Annotated in this window: 23 protein-coding genes and 2 pseudogenes; 10 read left to right on the plus strand and 15 right to left on the minus strand. The window is 64.6% G+C overall.

Features of this window, described 5'->3' with window-relative positions:
* Positions 1-10 precede the first annotated feature (10 nt).
* Positions 11-1,732 (minus strand): annotated as a pseudogene (locus tag PQT43_RS30470) (ShlB/FhaC/HecB family hemolysin secretion/activation protein).
* Between the two features lie 470 nt (positions 1,733-2,202).
* Positions 2,203-2,634 carry a hypothetical protein gene (locus PQT43_RS30475; RefSeq protein WP_272755503.1) on the minus strand — a complete coding sequence of 144 codons (432 nt, stop codon included), beginning with the start codon at positions 2,632-2,634 and terminating at the stop codon, positions 2,203-2,205.
* A 129-nt stretch (positions 2,635-2,763) separates the two neighbouring features.
* Between PQT43_RS30475 and PQT43_RS30480 the strand changes: the two genes are divergently transcribed.
* On the plus strand, positions 2,764-3,120 hold the full coding sequence (locus PQT43_RS30480; protein WP_267269722.1) for a DUF6572 domain-containing protein: 357 nt from the start codon (positions 2,764-2,766) through the stop codon (positions 3,118-3,120).
* Between the two features lie 22 nt (positions 3,121-3,142).
* Here the strand turns inward: PQT43_RS30480 and PQT43_RS31590 are convergent, their stop codons facing one another.
* The 8 genes and pseudogenes from PQT43_RS31590 to PQT43_RS30515 form a co-directional block, all read right to left on the minus strand.
* Positions 3,143-3,328, minus strand: a complete 186-nt coding sequence (locus PQT43_RS31590; protein ID WP_442962482.1) for an Imm32 family immunity protein — start codon at positions 3,326-3,328, stop codon at positions 3,143-3,145.
* Positions 3,329-3,334: 6 nt separating this feature from the next.
* Positions 3,335-3,481: a hypothetical protein gene (locus tag PQT43_RS30485; protein ID WP_253086050.1), complete on the minus strand. Its 147-nt coding sequence runs from the start codon at positions 3,479-3,481 to the stop codon at positions 3,335-3,337.
* 525 nt (positions 3,482-4,006) lie between these two features.
* Entirely contained in the window at positions 4,007-4,732 is a 726-nt protein-coding gene (locus PQT43_RS30490) for a hypothetical protein (protein ID WP_170004158.1), read from the minus strand.
* A gap of 142 nt (positions 4,733-4,874) precedes the next feature.
* Positions 4,875-5,948: a 2,3-butanediol dehydrogenase gene (locus PQT43_RS30495; protein ID WP_272755523.1), complete on the minus strand. Its 1,074-nt coding sequence runs from the start codon at positions 5,946-5,948 to the stop codon at positions 4,875-4,877.
* Positions 5,949-6,036: 88 nt separating this feature from the next.
* The gene (locus PQT43_RS30500) at positions 6,037-7,149 is read right to left on the minus strand and encodes an acetoin dehydrogenase dihydrolipoyllysine-residue acetyltransferase subunit (RefSeq protein WP_272755505.1); all 1,113 of its coding nucleotides are present in this window, start codon (positions 7,147-7,149) and stop codon (positions 6,037-6,039) included.
* The gene (locus PQT43_RS30505) at positions 7,149-8,162 is read right to left on the minus strand and encodes an alpha-ketoacid dehydrogenase subunit beta (protein WP_102880274.1); all 1,014 of its coding nucleotides are present in this window, start codon (positions 8,160-8,162) and stop codon (positions 7,149-7,151) included. Before PQT43_RS30505 ends, PQT43_RS30500 begins: the two co-directional genes overlap by 1 nt.
* Positions 8,163-8,192: 30 nt before the next feature.
* Positions 8,193-9,170: a thiamine pyrophosphate-dependent dehydrogenase E1 component subunit alpha gene (locus tag PQT43_RS30510; protein WP_272755506.1), complete on the minus strand. Its 978-nt coding sequence runs from the start codon at positions 9,168-9,170 to the stop codon at positions 8,193-8,195.
* Positions 9,171-9,172: 2 nt separating this feature from the next.
* Positions 9,173-10,248: pseudogene (locus PQT43_RS30515) on the minus strand (ATP-NAD kinase family protein).
* A gap of 341 nt (positions 10,249-10,589) precedes the next feature.
* Between PQT43_RS30515 and PQT43_RS30520 the strand changes: the two are divergent.
* Positions 10,590-12,458 (plus strand): sigma-54-dependent Fis family transcriptional regulator, encoded by a 1,869-nt coding sequence (locus PQT43_RS30520; protein WP_110653731.1) that lies wholly within the window; start codon positions 10,590-10,592, stop codon positions 12,456-12,458.
* Positions 12,459-12,603: 145 nt separating this feature from the next.
* On the opposite strand, the gene PQT43_RS30525 is transcribed toward PQT43_RS30520, so the two are convergent.
* Entirely contained in the window at positions 12,604-13,617 is a 1,014-nt protein-coding gene (locus PQT43_RS30525; RefSeq protein WP_253086024.1) for an AraC family transcriptional regulator, read from the minus strand.
* Between the two features lie 171 nt (positions 13,618-13,788).
* On the opposite strand from PQT43_RS30525, the gene PQT43_RS30530 reads away from it, so the two are divergent.
* Both PQT43_RS30530 and PQT43_RS30535 read left to right on the plus strand, forming a co-directional pair.
* Entirely contained in the window at positions 13,789-14,640 is an 852-nt protein-coding gene (locus PQT43_RS30530; protein WP_272755508.1) for a 3-hydroxybutyryl-CoA dehydrogenase, read from the plus strand.
* Positions 14,633-15,229, plus strand: coding sequence for a TetR/AcrR family transcriptional regulator (locus tag PQT43_RS30535; protein ID WP_272755510.1), 597 nt, complete (start codon positions 14,633-14,635; stop codon positions 15,227-15,229). Before PQT43_RS30530 ends, PQT43_RS30535 begins: the two co-directional genes overlap by 8 nt.
* Positions 15,230-15,232: 3 nt before the next feature.
* On the opposite strand, the gene PQT43_RS30540 is transcribed toward PQT43_RS30535, so the two are convergent.
* Complete coding sequence (locus PQT43_RS30540) at positions 15,233-15,868, minus strand: response regulator transcription factor (RefSeq protein ID WP_268563019.1); 636 nt, start codon at positions 15,866-15,868, stop codon at positions 15,233-15,235.
* A complete protein-coding gene (locus PQT43_RS30545; RefSeq protein WP_272755511.1) occupies positions 15,865-17,754 on the minus strand; it encodes a PAS domain-containing sensor histidine kinase in 1,890 nt (629 codons plus the stop codon). Before PQT43_RS30545 ends, PQT43_RS30540 begins: the two co-directional genes overlap by 4 nt.
* Before the next feature lie 180 nt (positions 17,755-17,934).
* On the opposite strand from PQT43_RS30545, the gene PQT43_RS30550 reads away from it, so the two are divergent.
* From PQT43_RS30550 to PQT43_RS30570, 5 genes are all read left to right on the plus strand, one after another.
* The gene (locus PQT43_RS30550; RefSeq protein WP_272755513.1) at positions 17,935-19,557 is read left to right on the plus strand and encodes an acyl-CoA synthetase; all 1,623 of its coding nucleotides are present in this window, start codon (positions 17,935-17,937) and stop codon (positions 19,555-19,557) included.
* A gap of 196 nt (positions 19,558-19,753) precedes the next feature.
* Positions 19,754-21,526 carry an acyl-CoA dehydrogenase C-terminal domain-containing protein gene (locus PQT43_RS30555; RefSeq protein ID WP_102880264.1) on the plus strand — a complete coding sequence of 591 codons (1,773 nt, stop codon included), beginning with the start codon at positions 19,754-19,756 and terminating at the stop codon, positions 21,524-21,526.
* Positions 21,527-21,646: 120 nt separating this feature from the next.
* Positions 21,647-22,060: an LIC_13387 family protein gene (locus tag PQT43_RS30560; RefSeq protein ID WP_102880263.1), complete on the plus strand. Its 414-nt coding sequence runs from the start codon at positions 21,647-21,649 to the stop codon at positions 22,058-22,060.
* Positions 22,061-22,107: 47 nt separating this feature from the next.
* Positions 22,108-22,713 (plus strand): hypothetical protein, encoded by a 606-nt coding sequence (locus tag PQT43_RS30565; RefSeq protein WP_272755515.1) that lies wholly within the window; start codon positions 22,108-22,110, stop codon positions 22,711-22,713.
* Positions 22,714-22,763: 50 nt separating this feature from the next.
* Entirely contained in the window at positions 22,764-23,378 is a 615-nt protein-coding gene (locus PQT43_RS30570) for a hypothetical protein (protein WP_272755516.1), read from the plus strand.
* Between the two features lie 67 nt (positions 23,379-23,445).
* Here PQT43_RS30570 and PQT43_RS30575 read toward each other — a convergent pair whose 3' ends face one another.
* Both PQT43_RS30575 and PQT43_RS30580 read right to left on the minus strand, forming a co-directional pair.
* Positions 23,446-23,631, minus strand: coding sequence for a DUF2188 domain-containing protein (locus PQT43_RS30575; RefSeq protein WP_102880260.1), 186 nt, complete (start codon positions 23,629-23,631; stop codon positions 23,446-23,448).
* Positions 23,632-23,723: 92 nt separating this feature from the next.
* Positions 23,724-23,930 (minus strand): DUF6021 family protein, encoded by a 207-nt coding sequence (locus PQT43_RS30580; RefSeq protein WP_102880259.1) that lies wholly within the window; start codon positions 23,928-23,930, stop codon positions 23,724-23,726.
* A 164-nt stretch (positions 23,931-24,094) separates the two neighbouring features.
* Here PQT43_RS30580 and PQT43_RS30585 point away from each other — a divergent pair, with 164 nt between their 5' ends.
* Positions 24,095-24,715, plus strand: a complete 621-nt coding sequence (locus PQT43_RS30585; RefSeq protein ID WP_272755519.1) for an HAD family hydrolase — start codon at positions 24,095-24,097, stop codon at positions 24,713-24,715.
* The last annotated feature ends 502 nt before the right edge of the window (positions 24,716-25,217 follow it).

The following is a 25,217-nucleotide window of genomic DNA, read 5'->3' on the forward strand; positions in this document are numbered from 1 at the left end:
CGGTAAAAATTTAGAGAAAGAAATCCAGGCGGAAATAGATCGGCGCTTCACGCTCAGTGATCGGCGCCGGTCGTTCCAAAGAGTGGGCAAAGGTCACGGTAGCGGCGACGTTCTGGCCGCGTGCAAACAGCTCCACCGAGTTGCTGGTCATGCGCCCGTGCTGTTCGACGTTATAGCGGTCGCGGCGGATCACGCCCTAGTCATAACCCAGGCTGGTGCCGTACTCGCTGAACACCGGCTGCATCCAGGCCCAGGTCACCGGACGGCTCCAGCGCAAGTCGTTGCGCCAGTAACCGCCGCTGTCACCAGCCAGGCTTTGATCCTTGTAGCCGCGAATCGACGACTGCCCACCCAGGCTCATGCGCTGAGGGCTGAACAGCACATCTTCGCTGCGCTGGCCGGTCATCAGGCTGCTGAAACTGAACGACTCGCCCCACAGCTTGAACGGGTACAGGTAGCTCAGGGTCGCGGTGTATTTGCGATAGCGCGCATCGGCCTGGCCGGGGCGCGGGTTGTGGTTGGCCTGGGCGTCGAACGCACCGATGCCATCCTGCATGCCCAGGTCGATGTTGAGGAATGAGCCTCCAATGCGGCGGCCATGGTTAATGCCGAACTGGGCTTCGCTGAGGCGGTTGCTGCTCAACGCGAGCTTGCTGTCCTCGATGAAGTTGTTGGTGCGCAGGTACGCCGCGCCGGTGCTGAGGGATGTTTTGCTCAGGGCATCGCGATGGATCACGCGCTCCAGCCGCAACTGATGATTTTGGCTGTCACCCGATTGCTTGAAATTGAAACCGCTGGCCTGGGCCAAGGAGCGATATTCGGTTTCGCTGTAGGTGTAATTAAGGTTCCACCAGCCGAACGGCAGGCTGTAGTTGAGCATCGAGTTGCGCGAGGTTTTTTGGTGATCGCTTAGCGCATCGTGACCGCCACGCAGCGAGAGTTGATCGGCCAGGCCGAGAGGGTTATCCCAATCCAGATTGACGCCCCACTGCTGCTCCCCCGTGCTGCGCTGGCCGCCGTTGTGGCGCGACAGGCCAACGCGCCAAGGCTTTTGTGGGGTGTTTTTGACCAGCACTTCGCTGCCGCCAACGGCTTTGCCCGGTGCCAACTCCATCTGCGCCTGGTTGGAAGGCAAGCGGTTTAGCTGGTCAACCATCTGCTCAACTTCCCGCAGGTTGAGCAGATCGCCCGTTTTGCCGGGGAAGCTCATGAACAGCTGGCGGTCGGTGATACCACTGTTTTCCGCGCCCTTCATTCCTTCCAGCCGGCCCTCAACCACCTGCACCTTCAAGTTGCCGCTGGAAAGGTCTTGCTGTGGCAAGTACGCGCGGCTGGTGACCAACCCTTTGGTCATGTACTGGTCGGTGATGACCTTGAGCAATTCATTGAGCTGGGGCACGCCGAGGCATTGGCCGATGTAAGGCTTGAGCAAGTTGCTGCGCTCGCGCTCGGACAAGGCATCGGCACCACTGAGGTCGACGGTTTTGATGGCGAAGCAACGGGTGTCGGTGGGCGCTGCCGGCTTGCTAGGCGCTACGACTTTGCCGGGCAGGTCCTTGAGTTCTTCAAGGCGACGTTGTTGCTCTTCGAGCAAGCGATCCTGGCGGTCTCGGATCAGGTCGGTGACGCCTGGAGCGTTCTGTAGGGGCGCGGACTCGGCCATCCCTGCTATGCCCAGGCAAAAAAAAGCGGACAGCAGGCTGAACCTGGTCCGACGTACCAAACGCCACATTTCTAGATCCCTCTACATGGCTTTGTGCAATTAAACGGCGGCGATCTTAGGTTGGCGCTTTAATGACGTCAATTAAAGTACTGATTTGTTTGAATCTTGGTACATCCAACCATCAGTTTTGCGCTCTACGAAAGTGAGCCTCCGTCAGGGCGGAACCGCCAGTGGCCACACCCGCTGCAACGGATATGTCCACCACCCGCTCCCTCGCACACGCGATATAAAGGTGCCTGCACGTCATCGTTGGCGAACTTTGCTGGCAAGCCCGCTCCTTGCAGAGGATGGTATTGAGCCGCAGGCAATTGACGTTGTGACCGACGCCCGCAAATCGGCTACCCATTGGGTTCAGTTTGGGAAAACGCTTCGCGTATGACTCCAGAGTGGCGGAGGGAATCTGCGAATCGAAGGGCGTCTTTGATCTTGTGACTCATCAGGGGGGAACACCAATGAGCGAGTCGGCCGCGAACTAAAGGTTATTTGAATTCAAAGTACTCTTTCATCATCTCAATGGGCTTCATCGGCTCCACTTTCAAGAAACCCAACACCTCAAGAAACCACGACAGGTTATCGCCCATAACAGAGACATCGTCCTCATCATTCGACAGTAAGCAAATGGCCAGCCGTGCCATCAATATCTCCCGATCATGAAACGGTCGTATTGCTTCTTTTTCATCTATTTTTGCCCACCACCCCGCAACCTGCGCCTTGCATTGTTCAATAGGGATTTTTCCGGCGACATACGCTCTCGCCAGACGCAAAGGATCATCCTCACAGTCAGAGAACTTAAAACCCAACTCATCCAAAACCTTGATCAAGAATCCGATCTGGTGTTTAAGCGCAGTGCAATTGTCAGCTGCCCGAACAATTGAACCAATATTGTATTTCTTGAAATCATTTGGATTCATACATCGACCTTAAGCGGTGTAAGCATCACTGCGGATGAGCAGCGTGCTTTATGGGCACGATCATCCGGGATGCAGACATCCCATGACCGGAAGCAGGGATTGAGCCGTGGTTAAGCCGGCAAGTCAGCCATGTCCATCACCAATCCACAAGTCATCGATATCTGGGCCATCCCCAAATCCGCGCCCGACAGTCTGCTGTTGATCATGGTCGACCCCCTCGAATGGGCTGACGAAGCGGCACGCAGCGAACACCTGCTCCTGCTGCAAGAGAAAATCAACAGCTACATCGCCTTCATCGAAGGTGGCCAGATCTACACCGAGATTCCCGGCGCCTATGGCAAGTACCCGATCATCCAGGTCGTAGGCTTGTATGAACTGCCCGAGCAGGCCGAGTACTTCATGGCCCGGGTTACCGAAACCCTGAATGACGTGGGCATTGGCTTTAAGTTCGAACTCAGGGCCGACGAGAGGATTCGCAACATGTAGCCGGGCCGGGCACGGCGCTGCCTCAGGCAGGCTTGATCAGCGCCCGGTTGAGGGCAATCACATCCACATGATCCTGGTGCGAGAAGTGCTCGATCACATCTTGCAGGTGCACATGCTCCAAGCCATTGGCCGCCATGTCAGCTGAAGCCTTGATCAGGAACTCACCCAGCGCCCTGAGCGTGTCCGGCTCGGCGAGAACGGTCAGCAGCCTCCCTCAGCCCTCTTTCTGCAACCGCGCAATCAAGGTGTCGATAAAGAACGCCAGGCTTTCCGGCAACACCCGCTTGGGCATGGTCAGCACCTGAATGTCCCGATCGCCCAAGCGCGGGTTGGACAGCGGCACCGACACCAGCTCATCCATGCCCTGCCCTGCCCCTCACCACTGATGGCGCTGGCAAAGGCCACCGTATCGGACTGGCGCACAAACTCATGCAGCGCCTGGACCGACGCCTTGGCTGGCAAGCCAGCTCCTACACGGGGCGCGGTACACACCGCCCCATCTTCAGGCCGGCCGGCAGGCCGCCGTCGCGCTCTTGATCTTGATCTTGATCTGAACGCCCCGTTAACCACGATGGCCGAACGCAGGCATTGAGCCGAGGGTAACCCGGCAGGGATGCCGGGTTAGCCGCCCCAGGCCATGGATGGCCTGTGGCGGCGGCCCACGGATCAATGCCTTCGTTCGGGCATGCCGAGCCTAGGCGAGGCACCGAGTGGAGGGGCAAGAGCCTTTGGTTACTTTGGGCTCTTTCCAAAGTGACTCGCCGTAAGGGCGAAACCATAAGCGGCCGCCCCCGCAGCAACGGATATGTCCACCAATCAGACCGCACCCTCAGGCTCCACAACCGCCAAGCTCCCTCGCCACAAGACGAGTGCTCTGCCCCCCCTACTACTGCACCGGCAAAAAATTCATCAACAACAAACTCTGCGCATAATTGAACCCCACCCGCCGATAGCGCTCATCGAGAATCTGCGTCAGCAAATCCAACCGCGCCACAATCTTCCCAAACTCCACAGCAAAACTCAGATTGCTGCCCTCCTCGGAAATCTCGTTGGAGAACAGCAACAGCACCCCATTGGCATCCTGACGCTGGCTCAACAGCCAAGTGGCTTTTTCAATATTGCGCGCCGCATTACTGATGAACTGCGGATCAATGGTATCGGTCATGTAGAACTCGGTCCGCCCGCCATGGGCCGTCACCAACATGCTGCCAATGGCATAGATAAAGGCCCCGACCCGATCCCCCTGAAACTCCGGGCTCAAGGAATAACTCAAGGCCGCCAGATCACGACGATCCCCCAGGGCCGGCAATGGCTGGCGCTTTTCGATGGCATTGCGAATCTCGCGCTGGGCCGTGGTGCCATCGGGGAACCCCGACTTGCGCCACTGGCTGGGATTACGCAGATAGAGCTTGCCCATCAGCAGGTACAGGCTCTGCAGGTTGTCGCGCATGCCAATGGTGGCCATGCGATCGACGCTGGTCTGGAAGAATTCGTCAGGCTTGCCTTCACGAAACTGTTTGGCGATATCGCGCCCTTGCTGCTGGGTGCAGGCCGTGGCGCCAAGCATCAGCAGCACCACCAGGAACAGGCGCTGAAAGCGGGTTTGCATCATGCAAGAAGAGGGAGCGTAGGCCATCGGCACCGGGTCGAAATTCACGGGCTGCGGCGGGGATCGGCGCGGCCAGGCCTGGTGATAGAACGCAAAACTGTAAAAAAGTGCGATGGCCGCTGCCGACCATCGCCAAATCGCTCGCTTACGAGCGTCGCAACTGACCGGGGGAAACGATGATCTTGACGTTGTGTTCCTTGTTGTTGACCAGCTCCTCGAAGCCCTGGCCAACGATCTCTTCCAGCTGGATGCGCCCGGTCACCAGCGGCGCGATGTCCAGCCGGCCATCAGCGATAAAGGCGATCACATCGGCGAATTCACCGTTGTAGGCCAGGGCCCCCAGCACCGTTTTCTCGGTGGCCACCAGTTCGAAGAAGTTGAACTCGCTGGGCTCTTCGAAGATCCCCACCAGCACGCATTTGCCGGCCTTGCGGATCAGGTCGATGGCCAGCTTGGCGGTGTGCTTGTTGCCGATGCACTCAAAACTGACATCGGCGCCCAATCCGCCGGTCAGGCGCTTGACCTCGGCCAGGGCGTCGCATTCCTTGGGATCGAGCACGTGGGTGGCGCCCACTTCCCGAGCCTTGGCCTTGCGCGCGCCGGACATTTCCAGGGCAATCACCTGGGCCGCACCTGCGGCCTTGGCGCACATGATGGTGCACAGGCCGATGGTGCCGGCGCCGACCACCACCACGTTCTGCCCCAGCAGGCTGCCGGCTTTTTTCACCGCGTGCATGCCCACCGCCAGCGGCTCGATCAGCGCTCCGGCCTCGGCGGGAAAGTTGGCCGGCAAGGCGTACAGCAGGTTGGCCGGCACGTTGACCAATTCAGCGAAGGCACCGTTGTTCATCAGCCCGGTAAAGGCCAGGTTTTCGCAGATGTTGTACAGGCCGTGGGTGCAGTAGTAGCAGGTGCCACAGTGCTGGCAGGCGTCGGCGGCCACCGGCTGACCGAGGCTGAAACCCTGGACCCCTTCGCCCAGGGCAACGATCTCGCCGCAGAACTCGTGGCCGAGGATGCACTGGCCTTTGATCCCGGTCAGCGGGTGCGGCGCGTCCACCGGAATGAACACCGGCCCGGCCACGTATTCGTGCAGGTCGGAACCGCAGATGCCGCACCAGTCGACGCGAATCTGCACCCAGCCGGCGGGCGGCGCGTCGGGCAGCGGTACATCTTCGACGCGGATATCGTGGCGGCCGTGCCAGACCGCGGCGCGCATGCTCGGAACGGATTTGAGGGAAACACTCATCTTGGCTTCTCCATATTCTTGTAGAGCTGCGACGGCCCCCTGGCCGCCGCAGCACACCTCAGTGCTGGCGGATAAAGTCGAGGATCAGGCGGTTGACCTGCTCCGCCGCTTCCATCTGCAGCATGTGCCCCTGCCCCGGCAGCACCTCGATCTGCGCCTTGAGATCGGCGCTGTGGCTCGCCGGAATGATCCGGTCGTCGCTGCCCCAGATCACCAGCACCGGCTGTGCGCCGTCCTGCACCACCGGGCGCAGGTCGGCCTGCTGGCGGCCATCGGCGAACAGCTTGCCGGCCAGTTGCCCGAGGGCCGCTTGCACCCCTTCCAGGCGCTTGTACTTGAGCATGTCGTCGAGCATCTGCCGGTTCACCAGCTCGGCATTGGAGAACAGCTGCACCAGTTGCGGCTTGAGGGCATTGCGGTTGCTGGCCTCGACAAAGCCATGCAAGTAGTCGCCGTTGATCTCAGCGCCCAGCCCGGCGCTGCCGATCAGGGTCAGGGTGCGCACGCGGTCCGGCGCCAGCCGCGCGGTGTTGAGGGACACCGCGCCGCCCATGGAATGGCCTACCAGATGGGCCACGGGAATCTCCAGGTGATCCAGTAATGCCAGCAGCACTTCGCTCAATTCATCCAGGTCGCCGCGTTGCAGGGCCTTGGTCGATTCGCCGTGGCCCGGCAGGTCGAGGGCAATCACCCGGCGCCCGGCGGCCAGGGCTTCGTGGTTGAACAGCCAGTTGTTGAGGTCGCCGCCAAAGCCGTGCACCAGCACCAGCGGCATGCCGCCTTCGCCCCTTTCGAAATAACGGATCAAGCGGCCGCCAAGCTCGACCTTCTGCGGCGCCGGGCCACTGTCTTCGTCGGCGCTGTCGCCGGGCACGAAGCTGGCCTGGAACTGCTCGATCACCGCGTCGATCTCGGCGTCGCTGGCCTCGCCTTCAACCACGATGCCCAGCAGCGCGCCCACCGCCAGGGTCTCGTCCTGGCGGGCGATCTGCCGACGCAGGATGCCGGAGAACGGCGCCTCGACGCTGCTGGAGATCTTGTCGGTCTCCACGTCCAGCACTTCATCGCCCTTGCTGATGCTCTGGCCTTCTTCCTTGAGCCAGGCATCGACCCGGCCCTCGGTCATCGACAGGCCCCACTTGGGCATGGTCAGGGTATGGATCTGGCTCATCAGCGGCTCCACTCGATCACAGTGAGCACGGCTTTTTCGATCTTCGCCGCGTCGGGGATGTACAGGTCTTCCAGGGCGTCGGAGAACGGCACTGGGGTGTGGGGCGCGGTGACCATTTCGATCGGCGCCTTGAGCGACGCGAAGGCTTTTTGCGCCACCAGGGCCGAGATGTCGGTGGCCATGGAGCAGCGCGGGTTGGCTTCGTCGATCACCACCAGGCGCCCGGTCTTCTCCACGCTTTCCAGGATGCTGTCTTCATCCAGCGGGCTGGTGGTGCGCAGGTCGATCACCTCGCAATCGATGCCGCGCCCGGCCAGGCTGCGCGCCGCGTCCAGGGCGGTGTTCACCGTGCGCCCGTAGGACACCAGGGTCACGTCCTTGCCGTCGCGCAGGAAGTTGGCCTCGCCGAAGGGAATCGCGTAGGACTCTTCCGGCACGTCGCCCTGCAGGCTGTAGAGCATTTTGTGCTCGCAGAAGATCACTGGGTCGTTGTCGCGGATGGCCTGGATCAACAGGCCCTTGGCGTCGTAAGGCGACGACGGGCAGACCACTTTCAGTCCGGGGATGTGGGTCCACAGCGAGGTGAGCATTTGCGAGTGCTGGGCCGCGGCGCGCAGGCCGGCGCCGACCATGGTGCGGATCACCAGCGGGGTCTGGGCCTTGCCGCCGAACATGTAGCGAAACTTCGCTGCCTGATTGAGGATCTGGTCCAGGCAGCAGCCGGCGAAGTCGACGAACATCAGCTCGCACACCGGGCGCACGCCACGGGTGGCGGCGCCGACTGCGGCACCGACGTAGCCGATCTCCGACAGCGGTGTGTCCAGCACCCGCCCGGGGAATTGATGGTAGAGGCCCTTGGTCACCCCGAGCACACCGCCCCAGGCGTCGTTGTCGCCGGGGGCGCCGGCGCCGCCCGCCACGTCTTCACCCATGATGAACACGCTGGGGTCGCGCCGCATTTCCTGGGCCAGGGCTTCGTTGATGGCCTGCTGGTAACTGATTTTTCTCGCCATGATGGTGGTCTCTTGTTGTTCTGTGGGGCGTTATGGATAAGCGACGTACACGTCGCTGAGCAGGTCGGCGGGGCTCGGTTTGGGGTCGGACTTGGCCTTGCGCACCGCGTCTTCGATCAGCGCTTCCACCTCGGCATCGATCTGGTCCAGCTGGCTGGCCTGCACCAGCCCCGAACGGGTGGTGCGTTCGCGGAACTGCATCAGGCAGTCGTTGTGCTCGCGGTAATGCTTGACCTCATCCGGCGCGCGGTAGGTCTGGGCGTCGCCCTCGAAGTGGCCGTAGTAGCGGGTCAGCTTGACCTCGATCAGCGACGGCCCCTCCCCGGCCCGGGCCCGCTCCACGGCGGCGCCGGCGGCTTCGTGCACGGCAAAGAAATCAAAGCCGTCCACCGTCACCCCGGGCATGCCGAAACCGGCGGCGCGGTCGGCGATGTGGTCGCAGGCCACCGACCAGTTGGACGCCGTGGCCTCGGCGTAGCCATTGTTCTCGGCAATGAACAGGCACGGCAGGTTCCACACCGAGGCCATGTTCATGGCCTCGAACACCGCGCCCTCGTTGGAGCCGCCATCACCGAAGAACACCACCGACACACCGTCGGTGCCTTGCAGCCTGGCGGCCAGGGCCGCGCCCACCACCAGCGGCGCCCCGGCACCGACGATGCCGTTGGCGCCGAGCATGCCCTTCTCGAAATCGGCGATGTGCATGGAGCCGCCCTTGCCCTGGCAGACCCCGGTCTTCTTGCCGTAGATCTCCGCCATCATCCCGAACACGTCCACGCCCTTGGCGATGCAATGGCCGTGGCCGCGGTGGTTGGAGGCGATGCAGTCGTCGTCGCGCAGGTGGGCCATGACCCCGGCGGCCGAGGCTTCTTCCCCGGCGTAGAGGTGGACGAAACCGGGGATCTCGCCGGTGGCAAATTCCACGTGCAGGCGTTCTTCGAATGCGCGGATGGTGCGCATCACCCGGTAGGCGTGGAGCAACTGGTCAGTGGTCAGGGGTGTCGACATTTTTATTCTCCAGGGTGTCTTCGGACTGAAGGTTCACGGGGTGTTGCCGGTGATCGCGGTCGATGGCCAGCAGGCGCTGGCGCGCCGCGTGTGCCAGGACCGCGTTGACGTCGATGCTCAGCGGGCCGCCGGCATCCAGGGTGACCGTGGGCCGGTCGTGGGGGTTGAATTCGATCTCGCGCTCGCCATCCAGGGCCAGGGTGCCGGCGCTCAGGCACAGCGGCTGGGGCTCGTTGGGTTGCAGGTAACCGGACTCCAGCACGCCGCAGCCCTGCAGCAGGCCGGGGGCCAGGGGCACCAGCAGCGCTTCGGGGGACTGCGGGTCCAGGCGCATCCAGGCGCCGTGGGGTTCCTGGCGAGTCACTGGCAGCCACAGCCCGCAAAGGGCGGAAATGCCGATGGACTGGGGCTCGGCGAAGGTCACGAAGACCTCGGCCAGATCACTGGCGCGGCTGATGGCCCGGGCACCGACAAAGGCCAGGGGCGACACCGCCACATCCACCAGGGCCACTTCGCACAGGCCCCGGGACGGCTCGCGCACCAGCAGGCGCTTGTTGCGCCGCAGGGCGATCTCGGCGGGCACCCGGCCGTTGGCGTAGAGCCCACCGGCCAGCCCCGCGCTGGTGGCTTCGCGCAGTTCCGGAAAGGCGTTGTTGGTGCCGGTGGACAGGGTCAGCAGCGGAATATCGCCGACCTCGGCAGCCACCGCCTTGTGGGTGCCATCGCCCCCGAGCACGGCGATCAGCGACACCCCGCGCTCGGCCATCCAGCGTGCGGCTTGGCGGGTGTCCTCGACGCTCTGGCGCAGGGTCAGGTCGAGAAACTCCAGGGCCGGCCAGTGCTGCTCCCGGGCCTGGCGGCTGCGGCTGTTTTTCTGCACCGCGGCGGCGATGCCGGTCATGTCAGTGGGCATCAGCACCTGGGTGATGCCGGTGGCGCCAAAGGCCGCCAGCAGGCGCTGGATCACCGAGACCTTGTCGGTGCTGGAGAACAGCCCGGCATTGGCGGTGAGGCGACGCACATCACGGCCCGAGGCCGGGTTGGCGATGATGCCGACGGTCAGGGGGCCGCGGTTCATGAGCTCACCGCGGGCGGAGCACAGGCAGGAGAAAACATCGGGCACCTCGTTCTTATTCTTCGATGGGCCAGTCGACGCTGGTTGAACAGAGCCAGAGCAAGGCCGGTGCCAGTTGTCGGAAAACCTCTGCAAAAGGCCGTTCCAGAGCGGCTGACAGGCTTGCTGCGACGCGTTGAAGCCAACTGCCCGTGAGACGTCGCATGTCAGGCTGCACGGGGCCTTGGCGAGACCTTGAGACGTTGCGTCTCACTGCCGTCCCGGCGGCGTTCGGTGCTTGTCGAGGGCGGCGGATCGGCGCTTAATGCGCCGACAACGATAAGAAGCTGCAACCGGAGGCCTTCATGCTTTCCGCACATTCAAAAGCCCACGTGGACTGCGTCAGCCGAGTGCTGAAAAACGCCGCGCACCTGCCCCAGGCGCCCGTGCCGAGCCTGATCCTCGATTCATGGCGGCGCTCCATGGAGCAGCACCAACTGGACCCCGGTTCGCTGCAGGGGCCGCGCATCCTTTCCGAGAACGTGCTTAAGGAATGCCGTGAGCGCTCCGAGCTGTTCCTGCGCATTGCCAGCGAAGAAGTGGCGCGCCTGCATGGCCGGGTGCGCGACGCCGACTACTGCGTGCTGCTCACCGACGCCCAGGGCCAGACCATCGACTACCGGGTGGAATCCACCTTGCGCAACGACTGCCGCAAGGCCGGGCTGTACCTGGGCACCTGCTGGTCGGAGGGTGAAGAAGGCACCTGCGGCGTGGCGGCGGTGCTCACCGCGCGCACGCCGATCACCGTGCACAAGCGCGACCACTTTCGCGCCGCGTTTATCGGCCTGACCTGCTCCGCCGCGCCGGTGTTCGATCCCCAGGGCGAGCTGCTGGGGGTGCTGGACGTGTCGGCGGTGCGCTCCCCAGATGACCGCCGTTCCCAGCACCTGATCCGGCAGATGGTGGTGCAGAGCGCGCGGGAGATCGAACAGGCGTTCTTCATGAACAGCGCCCAGGGCTACTGGGTGCTGCGGGCCCATGCCAGCCCGGGCTATGTCGACAGCCAGCCCGATTACCTGCTGGCCTGGGACGATGACGGTTGCCTGCGGGCCCTGAACCCGGCGGCGCGCCATTACCTGCTACGCCGCTATGGCCGCTTGCCGCAGCACATCACCCAGGTGTTCGACCCGCAGCTGTTGCAGCGCGCCCGGGACGAAGCCCTGTGCCCGCTGTCCGCCGAGCTGCATGGCCGCTTGCAGGCGCCGCGCCGGCCCCAGAGTCGCCCGCGCCTGAGCCTGGCCGGCGAACCGCTGGACCCGCGAGTGGAACAGAGCCTGCGCCTGGCGGTGCGGGTCAAGGACCGGCATTTGCCGGTGCTGATCCAGGGCGAGACCGGCTCCGGCAAGGAAGTCTTCGCCCGCCAGTTGCACCAGGCCAGCCAACGTCGGGACCGGCCCTTTGTCGCGGTGAACTGCGCGGCGATTCCCGAGAACCTGATCGAGAGCGAGCTGTTCGGCTATGTCGCCGGAGCCTTTACCGGGGCGTCGAGCAAGGGCATGCAGGGGCTGCTGCAACAGGCCGATGGCGGCACCCTGTTCCTCGATGAAATCGGCGACATGCCCCTGGCCTTGCAGACCCGCCTGCTGCGGGTGCTGGCCGAGGGTGAAGTGGCGCCGCTGGGGGCCGCGCAGCGCAAGGCGGTGGATATCCAAGTGATCTGCGCCACCCACCGCGACCTGGAAGCGCTGGTGGCCGAAGGCAGCTTTCGCGAAGACCTGTATTTCCGCCTCGGTGGCGCGCGCTTTCAGCTGCCGCCGCTGCGCGAACGCAGCGACCGGCTGGCACTGATCACACAGATTGTCGAAGAAGAATCCAAGCGCTGCGGCGCGCCGGTGCAACTGGGCAATGCGGCGTTGGAATGCCTGCTGGGCTACCGCTGGCCGGGCAACGTGCGGCAATTGCGCCACGTGCTGCGCTACGCCTGCGCCGTGTGCGAAGGGCCGCTGATCCAACTGCATGACTTGCCCGAACAACTGCGCGGCACAGCCGCCGAAGGCGCCCTGCCCGCCCTGGAAACCGCCACCAGCCCCGAGCGCCAGGCCCTGCTCGACGCCCTGGTGCGCCACCGCTGGAAACCCGTCGCAGCTGCCAAGGCCCTGGGCATCTCCCGCGCCACCCTGTACCGCCGCGTGCAACAGCACGGCATCCAGATGCCCGGCCGCAGCCCGGTCTAACCCCAATGAAAACCTGTAGCCGCTGCTGAGCCTGCGAAGCTGCGCAAAGGCCCGCAGGGCCTTGCTTGGCGATCTCCCGCCGAATCTACAGCGCCTTCAAAATCCCCGCGTCTCCTGCGGAGCCGTGCGCAGCCTGCGGCAGCGGCTACAGGGTTGGGTTGAGGCGGGCGCGGTAGCGACCGGGGCTTTCGCCGGTCCATTTCTTGAACGCGCGGTGGAAGGCGCTGGGCTCCTGGAAGCCGGTCAGTTCGGCAATCTCGCTGATGCTGACGCTGGTGCGGCGTAGCAGTTCGACGGCCACGCCGCGGCGTACTTCGTCCTTGATCTCTTGATAGGAGCCGCCCTCGCGCTCCAGGCGCCGGCGCAGGGTGCTGGCGCTCATCTGCACTTCGCGGGCGAAGGCTTCCAGGGTCGGCCACTGGCTGTAGTGGCAGCTGCGCAGGCGTTGGTGCACCTGGCGGGTCAGGCCGTGCTGGTTGCGAAAGCGGATCACCAGCCATTGCGGGGCGCTGCGCAGGAACACCTTGAGCGAGGCCAAATCCTGGACCACCGGCAGGCGCAAAAAGCGACTGGCAAATTCGATCTCGGTGCGCCCGGCGTTCCAGGTCAGGTTGCTGCCCCACAGCAGCGGGTCGTCGCTGAGACTCAGGCGTGAATGACGAAAATCAGCGCGGTCGATGGGAATCCGCCGCCCGCCGAGCCAGCACAACAGGCTGATGATCAGCACCAGCAGGGTTTCCTCCGCGTAATGGCTACGCAGCGGATCGTCGCAGCGGCTGTCCAGGCTGATCACCGCGCGCTTGCCCCGCAGGCTGAGGCTGGCGCCGACGTCCCGTAAAAACAGGCCAAAGTTGTTCAGGCACTGGCGCAAGGCCTTTTCCAGGTTGGGCTCCTGGATCAGCCCGCGGCAGATCAGGGCGAAAGCCCCCGGCGGCATGCCCCGAGAGTCGAGCTGGAAGAATTCGTCCTGCAACTCGCGGATCTGGATCAGCCACAGCGCGGCAAAGGCACTGCCGGGCACCCGCGCCCGGGGCTGGTCGAGCAGCGCCGGGTCGATGCCGGCCTCCCTCAGTACCGCCGCCAGCCGCGCCGGCTGCTGGCGCAGGGCGTGGGTCATCACCCGGACAAAATAGACCGCGACCGAATCCGTTTCACGCATGTAGAGGCTGTGCTCCCGTAGCTGGACCTATGGCAAAAAACGCCAACACCCTTGACCGCTTTTGGCATAGGCCGGCCACCGTGTGCGGCTCTAGACTCGCGCTGGATAACCCGCAGGGCAAGGCAACCGCGCCATGCTCCGCGAAGGCCATGAACAAAGGAAGAGCTGAAGATGAATCTTGCAAATATCGGGGTGATCGGCGCCGGCACCATGGGCAACGGCATCGCCCAGGTCTGCGCCCAGGCGGGCTTCGACGTAACCCTGCTGGACATCGCCCAGGGCGCCCTGGAAAAAGCCCTGGCCACCATCGGCAAGAACCTCGACCGTCAGGTGAGCAAAGGCACCTTGAGCGAAGACGACAAGCGCGCCGCCCTGGACAAGATCCGCATCAGCACCGATTACAGCGTGCTCAAGGACGCGCAACTGGTGATCGAAGCCGCCACCGAGAACCTCGACCTCAAGCTCAAGGTGCTGCAGCAGATCGCCGCCCAGGTCAGCGCCGAGTGCGTGATCGCCTCCAACACCTCGTCGCTGTCGATCACCCAACTGGCGGCCAGCGTAAGCGCCCCCGAGCGCTTTATCGGCCTGCATTTTTTCAACCCGGTGCCGGTGATGGGCCTGATCGAGGTGATCCGCGGCCTGCAGACCAGCGATGCGACCCACGCCCTGGCCATGGACATGGCCGAGCGCCTGGGCAAGACCGCGATCACCGCCGGCAACCGCCCGGGGTTTGTGGTCAACCGCATCCTGGTGCCGATGATCAACGAGGCGATCCTGGTGTTCCAGGAAGGCCTGGCCAGCGCCGAGGACATCGACGCCGGCATGCGCCTGGGCTGCAACCAGCCCATCGGCCCGCTGGCCCTGGCCGACCTGATCGGCCTGGACACCCTGCTGGCGATCCTTGAAGCCTTCTATGATGGTTTCAACGACAGCAAGTACCGCCCCGCGCCGCTGCTCAAGGAAATGGTTGCCGCCGGCTACCTGGGGCGCAAGACCGGTCGGGGTTTCCATACCTATGGCTGAGCGCTGCTCACGCTTTGCCGACAGCCGCGACAAGGCCCTGGAGCTGTTCGCCAGCAAGGGCTTCGGCCAGGTCGGCATGCGTGAGCTGGCAAGCCATCTGGGGCTGACCCCGGGCTCGCTGTACCACCATTACCCGAGCAAGCAGCACCTGCTGCTGGACCTGATCGAAGAGTTCTTCGATGAGCTGCACAGCACCCTCAAGCGCCTGCAACGGCGCAAGTTGCAGGGCGACTGCCTGCCGGCGCTGATCCGCGCCCACTTGAAGCTGCACCGGGAATTGCCGCGGCATTTTCGTCTGGTGGAGCGCGACAGCGGCTGCCTCAATCCCGACCAGCAACTGCGGGTCGGGCAATTGCGCGAGCGTTACGAGCAACAGCTGCTGCAACTGCTGGGCACCCCGCCCGGCCTAGGTCCGCAGGCCCAGCGCGCCGCCGCCCACGCCCTGGCCAACCTGCTGAACAGCGCCCCCAGCTGGCTCAGCGAGCAACCGCTGGCCGAGCGTGAACGCGAAGCCCTGCTGGAAAACCTGCTCAGCGGCGCCATCGAGCGCCTGCTGGGGGGCGCGCCGCTGCACAGCGCGGTGGCCTGAGCCTCAGCGCAGTTGCAGCGGGTCCACCAGCCCGGCGGCAATCGCCATGCCCACCAGCTGCGGCAGGTGCTCGGCCTGCATGCGCTTCATCACCCGTGAGCGGTACAGGTCGATGGTCTTGACGCTGACCCCCAGTTGCTCGGCGATCTCGCGGTTGCTATAGCCCTGCACCAGCGGCAGCAACACGTCCTTCTCCCGTGGCGTCAGGCTCTCCAGCAAACCTTGCACCCGGGCCTGACCGGCGCTCTGGTGCTGATGGCGGTCGGCGCGGCTCAGGGCCTGCTGCACGCTGTCCAGCAGCAGCTGTTCGTTGTAGGGCTTCTCGATGAAATCCACCGCCCCGGCCTTGAAGGCGCGGACCACGATGGGCACGTCGGCGTGGCCGCTGACAAAGATCAGCGGCAGGTGGATATCGCGCTGGCGCAACTCTTCCTGGACGTTCAGGCCGCCCATGCCGGGCATGCGCACATCCAGCAGCACGCAGGCATTGAGGCTGGGGTCGCAGTGTTCGAGAAACTCGCGGCCGCTGGTGAACGGCAGCGCCTTGAGGCCCACCGACTCCAGGAGCCAGACGGTGGAGTCGAGCATGCCCGGGTCGTCGTCGACCACGTACACCAGCTGCTGCGCCTCACTTGTCATTGCCTTGCTCCTGTTGTCGGGTGGGAAGTTGCATCGGGATCGGCCGGGGCCGTGGCCGGCAGGTGGCAGCACATCGTCAAGCCACGCTCCTGGAGCTGAGCCTGCAAGTCGCCACCAAAGCCTTCGACGATGCTGCGGCTCATGGACAGTCCGAGCCCCAGGCCGTTGGCCTTGCTGGTGTAGAACGGGGTGAACAGCTGGGGCAACTGCTCGGCAGACACCCCGGGGCCCTGGTCGCTGACGCTGATCCGCACCCCGCCTTCGGCCGCCGCTTCGGCGCCCAGCACAATGTGCGAGCCTTGCTGCGGGTGCACTTCGCGATTGGCTTCGATGGCGTTGCGCAGCAGGTTCAGCAGCACCTGTTCCAGCAGCACCCGGTCGGCGTACACCGGCGGCAGATTATCCGCCAGTTGCAAGTCGATCGTCACTTGGCTGGCCTGGGCTTCCCAGGCGCACAGGCGCACGGTTTCCCGGGCCACTTCGGCGAGGTCCAGGGCCTGCACCCGGCGCCCGCCCTTGCGCAGAAAGGCCCGCAGGCGCTTGATCACTTCGGCGGCGTGGGTCGCCTGTTCGGCGATCCGCTCCAGGCCCTGGGCGACCTTGCGGGCCGCCTCGGGCTGAGTGTCCAGGGCCTGCAGATAGCGTTGGCTGGCGTTGGCGTAATTGACCACCGCCGCCAGGGGCTGGTTGATCTCGTGGGCGATGCCCGAGGCCAGTTCACCCAGGGTCACCAGACGCGCCGTGTGGGCCAGTTCGTCCTGGTGATGGCGCTGCTGGGCCTCGCGCAGTTCGCGCTCGCTCTGGTCGTGGGCCACCAGGGAGTAGAAACGCTCGCCGCTGGCGGCGCGATGGGCCAGGAGCATCAGTGAAACCGGCACCGAACTGCCGCCCGCCGGGGGTTGCAGGCGCGTCTCGACACTCCAACGGCCGCTGCGCTCGGCACAGCTCCAGCCTTCCTGTTGCAGGCTCTGCAGCACTTCCTGGCTGAGGATCGCCGCCAGCTCCGGCATCGCCTGCCCGGCGGCAAGCCCCAGGGTGCGCCGCGCGGCCGGGTTGAGGTAGGTCACCGCGCCCCCGGGCTGGATGAACAGCACCGGGTCGGGGTTGGCTTCCACCACTTCGGCCAGGCGCCGCTTGTTCTCTTCGGCCTGGACCCGGGCGGTGATGTCCCGGGACACCGCCACCACTTCAACCACGGTGCCGGTGTAGGTGTCGCGGATGCCGCGGCAGGCGGTTTCGAACCACAGGTAATGACCGTCGCGATGGCGGATGCGGTAGGTCATGGTGTGGTAGCCGTCCTGCTCCAGGGCGTCCTGAGTGCGCTGCATCAGCCCGGCCAGGTCCTGGCTATGGAACAGGCTGCGGGCCAGCAGGCCGCGCAGTTGTTCGGGCCAGTAGCCAAGCAGGGTCCAGGAAGCCGGCGAGGCGTCGAGGAAGGTGCCGTCCGGGGTGTGCCGGGAAATCAGGTCGGTGGTGTTCTCGGTGATCAGCCGGTACAGGCGCCGGGCCTTGGCCGACTCGCGCTCGGCCTGGACCTGGGCGGTGGCATCCTGACAGCGGGCCAGCACCCGCTGGCGATGCGGATCGGGGATAAAGCTCCAGAGCAGGATGCGTTCGCCCCACTGGGCTTCCACCTGTTCGATGGCGCGCTGTTGCTCCAGACAGGCCCGTACCAGGGCCGGGTGGTTGATCGGCAGCAGCGCCGCGAGATCACCAGTGGCCGCATCGTCCAGCCATTGGCGCAATGCCGGGTTGAGGTCCAGCGGCTGCGCCCGGGCGTCCAGCAGCAGGCTCGGTTGCGGGTCGTGGCCCAGCCAGGGCGAGTCCGGCAAGCGGCCTTCGCGCTGGAGCTGCCGCCAGCGGCTCAGGTGGGTGGAGGTGGGCATGGTCGATCAACCTGTGGGTGGCAACAGCGAAGATTCAATATAGTATAACTACTATACAACTCAGGTAGTACTTCCATATCAATCGACAAGCAGTATATAAAAGACCCCGGATAAGTCACCGAGCGCCTGCAAAAAGCCTCGGCCAATAGAGCTAATAATCAGCCACCGGGTACCCGAACCATGTCCATCTACGAGCAAGGCCTGGCGCCGTCTGCCGTCAACCATATCGCCCTCTCCCCCTTGAGCTTCATCGAACGCACCGCGGCGGTTTACCCCGATTATCCGGCGGTGATCCACGGTTCGATCCGCCGCACCTGGGCCCAGACCTACAGCCGCTGCCGGCGTCTGGCCTCGGCCCTGGCCGGACGCGGTATCGGCAAGAACGACACGGTGGCGGTGATGCTGCCGAATATCCCGGCGATGCTTGAAGCGCATTTTGGCGTGCCGATGATCGGCGCCGTGCTCAATGCCCTCAACGTGCGCCTGGACGCCGAGGCCATCGCTTTCATGCTGGCCCACGGCGAAGCCAAGGTGCTGATCGCCGACCGCGAGTTCCATGAGGTGATCCACGCCGCCGTGGCCATGCTCGAGCACCCGCCGCTGGTGATCGACCTTGACGACCCCGAGTACGGCGAAGGCCAGCCGGTCAGCGATCTGGACTACGAGGCCTTTCTCGCCGAGGGCGATCCGGAGTTTGCCTGGCAGTGGCCGGACGACGAGTGGCAGGCCATCGCCCTGAACTACACCTCAGGCACCACCGGCAACCCCAAGGGCGTGGTCTATCACCACCGCGGCGCCTACCTCAATGCCCTGGGCAACCAGATGACCTGGGCCATGGGCAACCACCCGGTGTACCTGTGGACCCTGCCGATGTTCCACTGCAATGGCTGGTGCTACCCCTGGACCGTCACCGCCCTGGCCGGGGTGCATGTGTTTTTGCGCCGGGTCGACCCGCAGAAGATCCTCAACCTGATCCGCGAGCATCAGGTCACTCACCTGTGCGGCGCGCCCATCGTGCTCAATGCCCTGGTGAACATGCCGGACTCGGCCAAGGCGGCCATCGACCACCCGGTCAACGCCATGGTGGCCGGGGCCGCGCCACCGGCCAAGGTGATCGGCGCCGTGGAGGAGATGGGCATCAAGGTGACCCACGTCTACGGCCTGACCGAGGTCTACGGCCCGGTGACCCTGTGCGCCTGGCACGCGGCCTGGGACGAGCTGCCGCTGGAGCAGCGGGCGCAGATCAAGTCGCGCCAGGGCGTGCGCTACCCGACCCTGGAAGGGGTGATGGTGGCCGATCCGAAGACCCTCGAACCCATGCCCCGGGACGGCCAGACCATCGGCGAGATCTTCATGCGCGGCAATACCGTGATGAAGGGCTACCTGAAGAACCCCACGGCCACCGCCGAAGCCTTCGAGGGCGGCTGGTTCCACACCGGCGACCTGGGGGTGACCCACCCCGACGGCTACATCGAAATTCGCGACCGACTCAAGGACATCATCATTTCCGGCGGCGAGAACATCTCCACCATCGAGCTGGAAGGCGTGCTCTATCGCCACCCGGCGGTGCTGGAAGCAGCGGTGGTGGCCCGGCCCGACGAAAAATGGGGCGAAACCCCCTGCGCCTTCATCACCCTCAAGGCCGATCATCAGGACGTGAGCGAAGCCGAGATCATCGCCTTCTGCCGCGAACACCTGGCGGGCTTCAAGGTGCCGCGCACCGTGGTCTTCAGCACATTGCCCAAGACCTCCACCGGCAAGATCCAGAAGTTCGTCCTGCGCGACATGGCGAAAAACCTCTAGCCTGAATACACCGACCCAGCCCCTGTAGGAGCTGGCCGGGCGGCGCTCCGCTTGCCGGCGAAGGCGTCGGCCAGGTCGATACATGGCTCGCGGGCCTCTTCGCCGGCAAGCCGGCTCCTACAAGGGGGCGGGCTTGGCGTTTTCGATTCATGCGGCTACGGCCGTTCAACCTCCCCTTTTGCCCGAGGTTCCTGCAATGCCCGAATTCAATGCTCCGCTGCGCGATATGCGCTTTGTCCTGCATGAAGTGTTCAACGCGCCCAAGCTCTGGGCCCGTCTGCCGGCCCTGGCCGATACCGTGGACGGTGACACCGCCGACGCCATTCTCGAAGAAGCGGCCAAGGTCACCGGCAATCTGATCGCCCCGCTCAACCGCAGCGGCGACGAGGAAGGCGCCAGCTGGCACGCCGGGCAGGTACGCACCCCGGCCGGTTTCAAGGAGGCCTACAGCACCTATATCCAGGGCGGCTGGGTCGGCCTGAGCGGCAACCCGGCCTACGGCGGGATGGGCATGCCGAAGATGCTCGCGGTGCAGTTCGAAGAGATGCTCTACGCCGCCAACTCCAGCTTCGCCCTGTACTCGGCCCTGAGTTCCGGGGCCTGCCTGGCCATCGACGCCCACGCCAGCGAAGCGCTCAAGCAGCTGTACCTGCCGCCGATGTACGAAGGCCGCTGGGCCGGCTCCATGTGCCTGACCGAGGCTCACGCCGGCACCGACCTGGGGATCATCCGCACCCGCGCCGAACCCCAGGCCGACGGCAGCTACCGCATCAGCGGCAGCAAGATCTTCATCACCGGCGGCGAGCAGGACCTGACCGAGAACATCATCCACCTGGTGCTGGCCAAGCTGCCGGACGCCCCGGCCGGGCCCAAGGGCATCTCGCTGTTCCTGGTGCCGAAGATCCATGTGGACGCCAACGGCAACCTCGGCGCGGCCAACGCGGTGAGCTGCGGCTCCATCGAACACAAGATGGGCATCAAGGCCTCGGCCACCTGCGTGCTGAACTTCGACGGCGCCAGCGGCTGGCTGATCGGCGAGGCCAACAAGGGCCTGGCGGCAATGTTCACCATGATGAACTACGAGCGCCTGTCCATCGGCATCCAGGGCATCGGCTGCGCCGAGAACTCCTACCAGAACGCCCGCACCTACGCCCGCGAACGTATCCAGAGCCGCTCCCCGGCCGGCCCGGTGGCCAAGGACAAGATCGCCGACCCGATCATCGTCCACCCCGATGTGCGGCGCATGCTGCTGAGCATGAAGGCCATGACCGAAGGCGGCCGGGCCTTTGCCAGCTACGTCGGCCAGCAGTTGGACCTGGCCAAGTTCGCCGACCAGCCCGTTGAGCGCCAAAACGCCGAGGCCCTGGTGGCGCTGCTGACCCCGGTGGCCAAGGCGTTCTTCACCGACACCGGGCTGGACAGCTGCGTGCTCGGCCAGCAGGTCTTCGGCGGCCACGGCTACATCCGCGAGTGGGGCCAGGAGCAATTGGTGCGTGATGTGCGCATCGCCCAGATCTACGAAGGCACCAATGGCATCCAGGCCCTGGACCTGTTGGGGCGCAAGGTGGTGGGCAATGGCGGTGTGGCCCTGCGCCTGTTCACCGGCGAGATCCGCGACTACGCCTACCTGCCCGGCGCCGCCTACGCCGCCGAGCTGCTGGACGCGGTGCAGCGCCTGGAAGACCTCAGCGACTGGCTGCGCGAACAGGCGGCGCACAACCCCCACGCGGTGGGCAGCGCCTGCGTCGAGTACCTGCAACTGTTCGGCTACGTGGCCTATGCCTATCTGTGGGCGCGCATGGCCCAGGTGGCCGAGCACAAGCGCTCCGAGGACGACGGTTTCTACGGCGCCAAGCTGGCCACCGCGCGCTTCTACTTCAGCCGCCTGCTGCCGCGCATCCTCAGCCTGGAGCAGAGCATCCGCGCCGGCAGTGACTCGCTGTTCGGCCTCGACGCCGAGCACTTCTGAGGGCCTGGGCAGGGCGCCCGCCGCCCTGCCCCGTGCCGGTAAAAAAGCCGCGCCCGCAGGTGCAAAACCTCGGGCGCCGCTGCATACTCCGCGCACCCGAGCACCGCCCAAGGAAGAAACGTGTTGGCCCCTGCCCTGATCATCGCCAGCTCAGCCATCGTGCTGCTGCTCGGCACCTTGCACCTGATCTACACCTTCGCCAGCGACAAATTCCAGCCCCGTGATCCGGCCCTGGCCGAACGCATGCGCCAGGTGTCGCCGATGATCACCCGTCAGACCAGCCTGTGGCGGGCCTGGGTCGGCTTCAACGCCAGCCACAGCCTGGGCGCCATGCTGTTCGGCCTGGTCTATGGCTACCTGGCCTGGCTGCACCCGGTCCTGCTGCTGGAGGCCCGTGGCTTGTTGCTGATCGGCCTGGGGTTTCTTGCCAGCCTGTGGGTGCTGGCGATCCGTTACTGGTTCCGCATTCCCCTGGTGGGCATCAGCCTTGCCCTGGTGCTGTTCGCGGCTGCCTGCGGTTTGCTGTTGGTTTGAACCTGAGCCGCCCTCCCTCATCGTCCCTGTTACTCTCGAGTTCCTTCATGTCCCGCCTGTACACCCTCTGGTCCCGGCTCTACTACCCGCTGTGCTGGATCGCCGTCGCCGCGCCCCTGGCCAGCATGATCCATTGCAACCTGAACCTGATCGTGCCCCGGGAGGTCGGCGGCACCCTGTTCGGCGGCTCCATGGGCTTTGTGATGTACCTGGGCGGCTGGGCCCTCAGCGTCCTGGGCCTGGTGCTGGCGCTGCTGACCCGGGTGCCCGGCGCGCGCCTGGCCTTGATCGTCGCCGGGCTGGTGCAAGGGCTGCTGGGCCTGTGGTGGCGGATCAACTACCCGGATGATTTCGACGGCAACCTGCTCTTCAGCATCCAGCCCCGGGAGCTGGACTATGTGATGGTCTTCGGCTTTGCCCTGGTCTACAGCGGCGTCTACTTGTTGCGTCAGCAGCGGCTCAAGCCGCGTCCGCCCGCCACTGGCAATCTGTTGGTGCTGCGCACCCTGTGGGCCCTGATGCTGGCGGCGACCTTCATGCTCCCACCGCTGCTGGCCATCACCCGCAAACCCCTGCCCTATTGCGCCTTCGACCGAGCCGGCAATCAGTTGAGCCTGTGCCTGGGTCCGGACACCCGAGTGATTGTCGACTGAGCGTCACCCCGGCTTCTTTCTACCTGTTCTCTACCTTGATGAGTGTGACCATGTCTCGCCTGTTTACCCTGTGGTTGTGGCTGTACCGCCCCCTGTGCTGGATCGTCGTCGCCATCCCGCTGTCGGTGATGCTGCTGTGCGACGTGCAAATGATGCAACCGCGGGATGTCAGCGGCACGCTGTTCGGCGGCGCCATGGGTTTTCAGCTGTACCTGTTTGCCTGGGTGCTGTGCCTGATTGGCCTGGTTCTGGCCCTGCTGACCCGGATGCCCGGCGCGCGCATGGCCTGGCTGATGTCCGGGCTGGTGCCGTTGCTGCTGGGGGTGTGGTGGCGGCTCACCTACCCGGATGATGAGGATGGCAGCCGCGCGTTCAGCCCGCAGGCCTGGGAGCTGGACTACATGATGGGCGTCGTCGGCGTACTCTTCATCAGCGGCCTGTACCTGTACTGGCGCCGCCGCCTCGTCTCACGGCCCGCCGCCCACAGCGCCGATGTGCTGTTTCTGCAGACCCTGTGGGCGCTGGTGCTGGCGGCAGTGTTCATCCTGCCGCCGCTGAGCTTCATCAAGCAGCAATCCCTGCCCCGCTGCGCGTTCAACAAGGCCGGGGAGCAATTGACCGTGTGCCTGAGCGATGATCCGAACGAGCCGGTGATTGTCGACTGACCCGGCGCTTGCAGCAGCCCGGACACAAAAAAGCCCCGAACCGATCGGGGCTTTTTTCTGCCGGGTGCTATCGAAGCTTGGTGGCCGGTGCTTCCCTGCGCAGCGGCAAGGTGGCAGCAAAGGCCAGGGCTTCTTCCCGGGTGCCAAAAGTGGCGAGCCGGTCACCCGGGGTGCAGACCTTCCAGGGGCCGTGGTTGACGCTCAATACCTGATAACCGTTGATCTGCAACTTGTTCAACAGTGGCGTACTCATGGACACCTCCTTTTTGTCAGCGTGCCTGGGGCTTGGCCGTTTTACCTTACACCCGCAGAACGATCCGGCGACGGCCGCATGTCGGCGCCCGGTCATTTCCTCAGGTTGGCCAGAGGGTCGTAGGCGCGCGAACGCTTGCGCTGATGCTCGGGTTCGGGCTGATCCAGGGGCGCCCTGGCCGGGCCCACCGGATCGACCTGGGGGTCGGCGAGGTCCGGCGAATCGGGGTCGAAACCCGGGTCATGGGGATTCGAGGCGTGCTCGGACGAGCGCGGCCCCGTGGGGTTCTTGGCAGCCATGGTCAGCTCCTGTGCTAGCCCGCAACAGGGCGGGTACAGCCTTTGGATTGCGATCTGCTCCGAGGGTGCCGGCAAACGGACCAATGGCCACCGGCAAATTGCATTGCGCTGCGCAGCGTCGCAGGATGACGCCCTGGCCCACAACCGCTCAAAAGGAAGTGTTGATGACGATTCGTGCCGTGGTTTTCGATTTTGGTGGCGTGCTGTTCGACTGGAGCCCGCACCACCTGTACCGCCAGCTGATCCCTGACGACACCCGTCGCCAGTGGTTCCTCGACACCGTCTGCACCCAGGCCTGGAACACCCGGCAAGACGCCGGCCGGCCCCTGGCCGAAGCGACCCGCAGCCTGGTGGCCGAGCATCCCGAGCATGCGCCGCTGATCGAAGCCTATTACGGGCGCTGGCCGGAGATGCTCAAGGGACCGCTGGAAGACGGCGTGGCCCTGCTGGAGGACCTGCACCAGGCGCAGATGCCGCTGTTCGGGTTGACCAACTGGTCCCAGGAAACCTTTCCCTATGCCTGGGAGAATTACCCGTTTTTGCAGAGGTTTCGCGACATTGTGGTGTCGGGGCAGGAGCGGCAGATCAAGCCGGATGCCGAGATCTATCACACGGCCTTGGGGCGCATTCGTGCGCATTTGCCGGGGGTGGCGCCTGAGGAGTTGGTGTTCATTGATGATCATGCGCCGAACATCGTCGCGGCCAGAGCGTTGGGGTGGCGGGCGATTCATCATGTGGCCGCGGGGGAGACGCGGCGGCAGTTGGGGGAGTTGGGGGTGGTTTGAGTCCTGGGGCTTTTTTTTTGGGGGGGGGGGACATATCCGGTGCTGCGGGTGTGGCTACTGGCGGTTCCGCTCTTACAGCCATCCCTTTCAAGGTCTTTGGAAAAAGCCTAAAAGAATGATCATTTTTTGACCAAAAGAGATACTGACTGAGCCAAATTCAACTCGTTTTTTTCTGAATTTCATCCTGGAATTGGCGTAGGACGCGATTTAGGCAAAGACCTTGAAAGGGATGGCTCTTACAGCGGGTTTGGGTGCATATCCGTTCTTGCGGGTGCGGCCGCTGGCGGTTTCGCTTTTGCAGCGGGTTTGGGTACATATCCGTTCCTGCGGGTGCGGCCGCTGGCGGTTCCGCTCTTACAGCGGCTCACTTTTGAAGAGCGCAAAAGTAAGCAAAACGCTTCTGCCCCTCCACTCGGTGCCTCGCTTAGGCTCGGCATGCCCTCACTCCGGCATTGATCCGTGGGCCGCCGCCACCGGCCATCCATGGCCGGGTGGCGGCTAA

The sequence above is a fragment of the Pseudomonas sp. BLCC-B112 genome, assembly GCF_028550695.1.
GTDB classification, from domain to species: Bacteria; Pseudomonadota; Gammaproteobacteria; order Pseudomonadales; family Pseudomonadaceae; genus Aquipseudomonas; species Aquipseudomonas danubii.

Bases quoted from the DNA above. Each gene is read 5' to 3' on its own strand.
- PQT43_RS30475 (WP_272755503.1), bottom strand. From the start codon at position 2,634: ATGAATCCAAATGATTTCAAGAAATACAATATTGGTTCAATTGTTCGG.
- PQT43_RS30480 (WP_267269722.1), top strand. From the start codon at position 2,764: ATGTCCATCACCAATCCACAAGTCATCGATATCTGGGCCATCCCCAAA.
- PQT43_RS30485 (WP_253086050.1), bottom strand. From the start codon at position 3,481: ATGGATGAGCTGGTGTCGGTGCCGCTGTCCAACCCGCGCTTGGGCGAT.
- PQT43_RS30490 (WP_170004158.1), bottom strand. From the start codon at position 4,732: ATGATGCAAACCCGCTTTCAGCGCCTGTTCCTGGTGGTGCTGCTGATG.
- PQT43_RS30495 (WP_272755523.1), bottom strand. From the start codon at position 5,948: ATGCGCGCCGCGGTCTGGCACGGCCGCCACGATATCCGCGTCGAAGAT.
- PQT43_RS30500 (WP_272755505.1), bottom strand. From the start codon at position 7,149: ATGAGCCAGATCCATACCCTGACCATGCCCAAGTGGGGCCTGTCGATG.
- PQT43_RS30505 (WP_102880274.1), bottom strand. From the start codon at position 8,162: ATGGCGAGAAAAATCAGTTACCAGCAGGCCATCAACGAAGCCCTGGCC.
- PQT43_RS30510 (WP_272755506.1), bottom strand. From the start codon at position 9,170: ATGTCGACACCCCTGACCACTGACCAGTTGCTCCACGCCTACCGGGTG.
- PQT43_RS30520 (WP_110653731.1), top strand. From the start codon at position 10,590: ATGCTTTCCGCACATTCAAAAGCCCACGTGGACTGCGTCAGCCGAGTG.
- PQT43_RS30525 (WP_253086024.1), bottom strand. From the start codon at position 13,617: ATGCGTGAAACGGATTCGGTCGCGGTCTATTTTGTCCGGGTGATGACC.
- PQT43_RS30530 (WP_272755508.1), top strand. From the start codon at position 13,789: ATGAATCTTGCAAATATCGGGGTGATCGGCGCCGGCACCATGGGCAAC.
- PQT43_RS30535 (WP_272755510.1), top strand. From the start codon at position 14,633: ATGGCTGAGCGCTGCTCACGCTTTGCCGACAGCCGCGACAAGGCCCTG.
- PQT43_RS30540 (WP_268563019.1), bottom strand. From the start codon at position 15,868: ATGACAAGTGAGGCGCAGCAGCTGGTGTACGTGGTCGACGACGACCCG.
- PQT43_RS30545 (WP_272755511.1), bottom strand. From the start codon at position 17,754: ATGCCCACCTCCACCCACCTGAGCCGCTGGCGGCAGCTCCAGCGCGAA.
- PQT43_RS30550 (WP_272755513.1), top strand. From the start codon at position 17,935: ATGTCCATCTACGAGCAAGGCCTGGCGCCGTCTGCCGTCAACCATATC.
- PQT43_RS30555 (WP_102880264.1), top strand. From the start codon at position 19,754: ATGCCCGAATTCAATGCTCCGCTGCGCGATATGCGCTTTGTCCTGCAT.
- PQT43_RS30565 (WP_272755515.1), top strand. From the start codon at position 22,108: ATGTCCCGCCTGTACACCCTCTGGTCCCGGCTCTACTACCCGCTGTGC.
- PQT43_RS30570 (WP_272755516.1), top strand. From the start codon at position 22,764: ATGTCTCGCCTGTTTACCCTGTGGTTGTGGCTGTACCGCCCCCTGTGC.
- PQT43_RS30575 (WP_102880260.1), bottom strand. From the start codon at position 23,631: ATGAGTACGCCACTGTTGAACAAGTTGCAGATCAACGGTTATCAGGTA.
- PQT43_RS30580 (WP_102880259.1), bottom strand. From the start codon at position 23,930: ATGGCTGCCAAGAACCCCACGGGGCCGCGCTCGTCCGAGCACGCCTCG.
- PQT43_RS30585 (WP_272755519.1), top strand. From the start codon at position 24,095: ATGACGATTCGTGCCGTGGTTTTCGATTTTGGTGGCGTGCTGTTCGAC.